Source organism: Roseibium sp. RKSG952, assembly GCF_009711355.1.
This window is the reverse complement of record NZ_SMMF01000672.1, coordinates 1-3,725: the sequence shown is the minus strand read 5'-3', so window position 1 is coordinate 3,725 and position 3,725 is coordinate 1. Positions and strand designations below refer to the sequence as shown.

General features: G+C 62.5%; 4 protein-coding genes and 1 pseudogene. All 5 read right to left on the bottom strand.

The window, feature by feature from the left end; translation table 11 throughout:
• Positions 1–79: 79 nt before the first annotated feature.
• The gene (cas2e, locus tag E1297_RS03620) at positions 80–373 is read right to left on the bottom strand and encodes a type I-E CRISPR-associated endoribonuclease Cas2e (protein WP_209015626.1); all 294 of its coding nucleotides are present in this window, start codon (positions 371–373) and stop codon (positions 80–82) included.
• 3 nt (positions 374–376) lie between these two features.
• Complete coding sequence (gene cas1e, locus E1297_RS03615; protein ID WP_368669454.1) at positions 377–1,321, bottom strand: type I-E CRISPR-associated endonuclease Cas1e; 945 nt, start codon at positions 1,319–1,321, stop codon at positions 377–379.
• Positions 1,318–1,989, bottom strand: coding sequence for a type I-E CRISPR-associated protein Cas6/Cse3/CasE (gene cas6e, locus E1297_RS03610; protein WP_155133997.1), 672 nt, complete (start codon positions 1,987–1,989; stop codon positions 1,318–1,320). Before cas6e ends, cas1e begins: the two co-directional genes overlap by 4 nt.
• The gene (cas5e, locus tag E1297_RS03605; protein ID WP_155133994.1) at positions 1,986–2,678 is read right to left on the bottom strand and encodes a type I-E CRISPR-associated protein Cas5/CasD; all 693 of its coding nucleotides are present in this window, start codon (positions 2,676–2,678) and stop codon (positions 1,986–1,988) included. The genes cas6e and cas5e overlap by 4 nt, the downstream gene beginning before the upstream one ends.
• A pseudogene (gene cas7e, locus E1297_RS03600) lies at positions 2,678–3,694 on the bottom strand (type I-E CRISPR-associated protein Cas7/Cse4/CasC); the annotation flags it as partial. The gene cas5e and the pseudogene cas7e, both read right to left, overlap by 1 nt.
• Between the last annotated feature and the right edge of the window lie 31 nt (positions 3,695–3,725).

The following is a 3,725-nucleotide window of genomic DNA, read 5'->3' as shown; positions in this document are numbered from 1 at the left end:
GGGGAACACTCTTTCCAGAACCCATTGATCTCTCAACAGAATTGAATTGTCAAAGAACGCACCGGCTTTTTTGAGCCGGTCAGCACTGCTTTTCGGGATAAAAACGCACGAGCTTCAAACCGTCAAAATCCACCGGCATCCTGCGGTTGGTGCCCGCCGTTTTGAATTCATAGCCCTGATCGGCGGGCGCTTGCCAGACCATTACGGCATCGCCGTTTTCCAACCCGGCCACCACCTGCTCCCAGATCATCTCGCGCGTCCGGGCGGAATAGTTGCCGGCATATACCCCTGCACGCAGCTCCACGAGCCAGGCGGCAAGCCTGCCACGCAACCGCGGCGGAACGTTCGAAACGGTCACGACAAGCATCGCCATGGTTCACCTGTGCCCCGCATCGCCCGTTGGCGGCGGGTCCTCAAACGCTGGAGGGACATGGCCGGGTGGCGGTTGCGGCTGCGCAAGCTCACTGGCCGACAGAACGTCCTCAATGGCCGGAATGATCCGTTTCAAAAGTCCCGTCCGGCGAAAGGCATCCCGGCAGGCCAGGCGGACGGCTCTGTCCGGGACCATGTCGAGCTTTCCCCTGGCGGCCTGTCCGGCAATCCGGAACGCTTCTGGAACGACCGTCTCAAGCTTGAACAGATCCGCAATATCATACACGAAGGACAAGGGTTTTCCGCTGTGCAGGAAACCGATCGCAGGGGCGTATCCGGCTGCCAGAACCGCGGCCTCGGTCAAGCCGTGCAGGCAGGCTGTGGCCGCCGACAGACAGCGGTTTGGAACATCGCCCGCCTCCCTGTCTGCCCGGTCATAGGCCCGGCGCTTCCACTCCACGCCATACTGACGGGCCAGTAGCGTGTAGGTCTCGCGAACCCGGGCGCCTTCAATACCACGCAGCTGCTCGATTGAACGCCGGGACGGTGCCTCCTCCTTGAACCGTATTTCGAACATCTTGCGCACAACCCGAAGCCGGGCGTCGTTGTCCAGGGCAATCGAGGCCTGCCACAGCAACCGGTCGGACCTTGCGCCTCCCGGCTGACCGGCGGAGTAGAGGCGTACCCCGCCTTCTCCGACCCATGTGATCAGCGTGCCCACCCGCGCGGCAAGAGCGACCGCCGCGTGAGAGATGCGCGCGCCGGGCTCCAGCATGATCCCCGCCAAACCGCCGACCGGAATCTGGATGCGCGTTCCATCCGCATTCACCGCAACAAACGCGCCATCGGCAACATCAAGCTGGGCCCTTTCGACAAACACCAGCGACGCGCGGTCCTTTAGCGGGATCGGTTTTGGCGGGGCGAGGCCGGGAAGACCGGAGCCGCTCACGCAGCCCTCCGGATCATCATCAAGCCGCAACCGAATGCCTTTGCGCGGCCGAAGCCTTTGCCGAGTTGCGCAAGGAACGCCACAGGATCCACAATCTCGATCTGTCCCGAAAGATCCAGAATGCCAAACTGCGGCTGGCCCTTGCCCGGGCCCCGGTATCCCGGCAGCACGTTGGTCGCGTAGTCTTCGGCCCCGGCAGCAATCACCGCAAAACCCGCCTTTACACCTTGGCGCTCAAGCCAGGCGCGGCCCTCGCGTGCGGCAACGGCCATCCGCGCCGGTGCCCGCTGTCCCCTCGGAAGCTGATAAAGCGCATCCATGACCACATCGACGCGCTGGCCGCCGCGTTTCGTCCGCGTCGCATTGGCCCGCAGAGCAAAATCAAGCCGAGATCCGGCTGCCAGCACCGGCGCAAATTCCTTTGTGCTGTGGGGTTCGAAGAGATCCGTCGGCAGGGGCGGGCGTTCGGAAAGCGTCAGAAATTCGCCTTCCCGGTTTTCCCGCCAGAGAAAATCCCGGCGCCGGTCCGGACCATCGGAAAAGGCCGACCACAGCAGCTGATGGTGGGCCGAACCGCGCGGACCCGCCTCTGAAGGAGACAGCAAGCCGGACAACGCCCGTGCTGATGGTGTTTTCGACAGACGAAGGCGGCTGAGATACAGCGTCATGTCTGCCCTCCGGTGACAATCTCAACATTTTGCAAGGAAACGCGGCGGGGCGAAAAGTGCCAGCGGCTTCTGTCCCGTGGCACATCGTTGACCCAATGCCCCGTGTCTGCGCCTGCAATCAGAACACGGGCAGTGGCCGGCCTGCCGTTATGGTCCAGCCGCCGCCACGGCGGCAGCTCCAGTTGTTCAAGGGCCGCTTCCGGGCTTTCCGAGTCAACGACCTTCGCTCCGGGAGGTGCTGCAAGCGGACATGACTTCCGGCCCAGATAAAGCGTAAACTTCGGGCGCTCCAGAGCTGCGGCGAGTTTGTCCAGCCCGTCTCCCCATACGGCGATACCATAGAGGACGCCCGCGCGGTAATCCCGCAGAGTGATCGTTGTGTTGGTCTTCCGGCGGGCAGCCATAAGCGCCTCGGGCCGGGAATTGGGGCGCTTGGCGGCGGCCGTCGGCACCGTTTCCACCGTATGGTAGTCCCTCATCGGAGTGCCCGGGTCAAAAACCGCCACTGCCAGCTCAAGCTGGTCCAGGGCCGTGAAATCGCCGCCCCGCTTGATGCCAAGGGCCGCTCCCAACAGCCCCAGAATGGCTGACCGGCCCGGCCAGACCAGGGACCCGCGCCGTTCGTGTCCGGCCAGTTCCCCCATTGCGCCAAGCGTGGCCGTGAGGCTGAACACGAGATAGGGCCGCATCACGCCGCCCGCACGGCGTCACCCGCAAAACGCTGAACATCGTCCAGCGTCCCGCCAACACCCACTTGCATGACGCAATCCGCTTCCCACGCCCGTCCGTAGGCGGCATCAATATCATCCCGGGTCTTTTTCAGAAGGGTTACCGAGCTTTCAAGGAAGGGCTGTGTCTTGACCGGCGCGAAAAACGCTCCCGTCAGATCACGCGGAGCCTTTTCCCCCTTTTCGGCAAGCACATAATGGGCCCGCGGATGATGGGCGAAGCTGTTTTGCTTGCCACGCGGCGCCGTCTGGGCAAGAGCCCGAGCGAGAGCTTCAACCCCCTTTGCGGCCAGACCGCGATCTCCATCAAGGTTCTCGATCAGGAGATCCACGTTCACGCAGACATACTGATAATAGACACCTGACCCGAATGCCGTCTCGCCCAGATGCCCGGCGCCGGTGTCCTCGGCCTTGTTCAGATCATCGACCGCCGAGTACCAGTCTTCCTCCGGCTGAGCGGTGTGGGTGGTAATGGCATGTCCCACCTGAACGGCGGCATCGCGATTGAAATCGGCATCATCAGCCAGCATCCGCCCGAACATTGCTATGTCGACGGCGCCGTCAGCCCGGCGCAGGACAAGCTTTTTCAGATCCTTGTCCTTGGGGAGATCCTCTCCAGACACGATTTTTTCTGCCAGCTCCTCCGCCAAACGCCATTCGTCGGGCGAGATAAAGGCAAGGGTCGTGGCAACCCTCTTGTCCTCATCCTTTTTGGGGGATTCGAGTTTTCCAAATATCGCTGCCACCTTTTCGGCGGCCTCCCGCGCTTTGTCGGCGGGCGCGCCGCTTTTCACCAGATGATCCACCAGCTTTTCGAACAGCCGTTTTGTGCGCGTGCCGATGTTGTCCTTGAGGTCGAGTTCGAAAAAGGCACTCTCACGCAAGGCGCGTTTCACCGACTGGGAAGACATACGCAGCCGCGTGCTGCCACCAACCATGGCCTGTTTCGGACGCCCCTGATCATCCCGATTCGGGTTTGAGGGGCTGACCTGCCCCTTTTTTCAGGGC

Excerpts from the sequence above, each read along its gene's own strand:
- cas5e (WP_155133994.1), bottom strand. The coding sequence starts at position 2,678 with ATGCGGCCCTATCTCGTGTTCAGCCTCACGGCCACGCTTGGCGCAATG.
- cas6e (WP_155133997.1), bottom strand. The coding sequence starts at position 1,989 with ATGACGCTGTATCTCAGCCGCCTTCGTCTGTCGAAAACACCATCAGCA.
- cas2e (WP_209015626.1), bottom strand. The coding sequence starts at position 373 with ATGGCGATGCTTGTCGTGACCGTTTCGAACGTTCCGCCGCGGTTGCGT.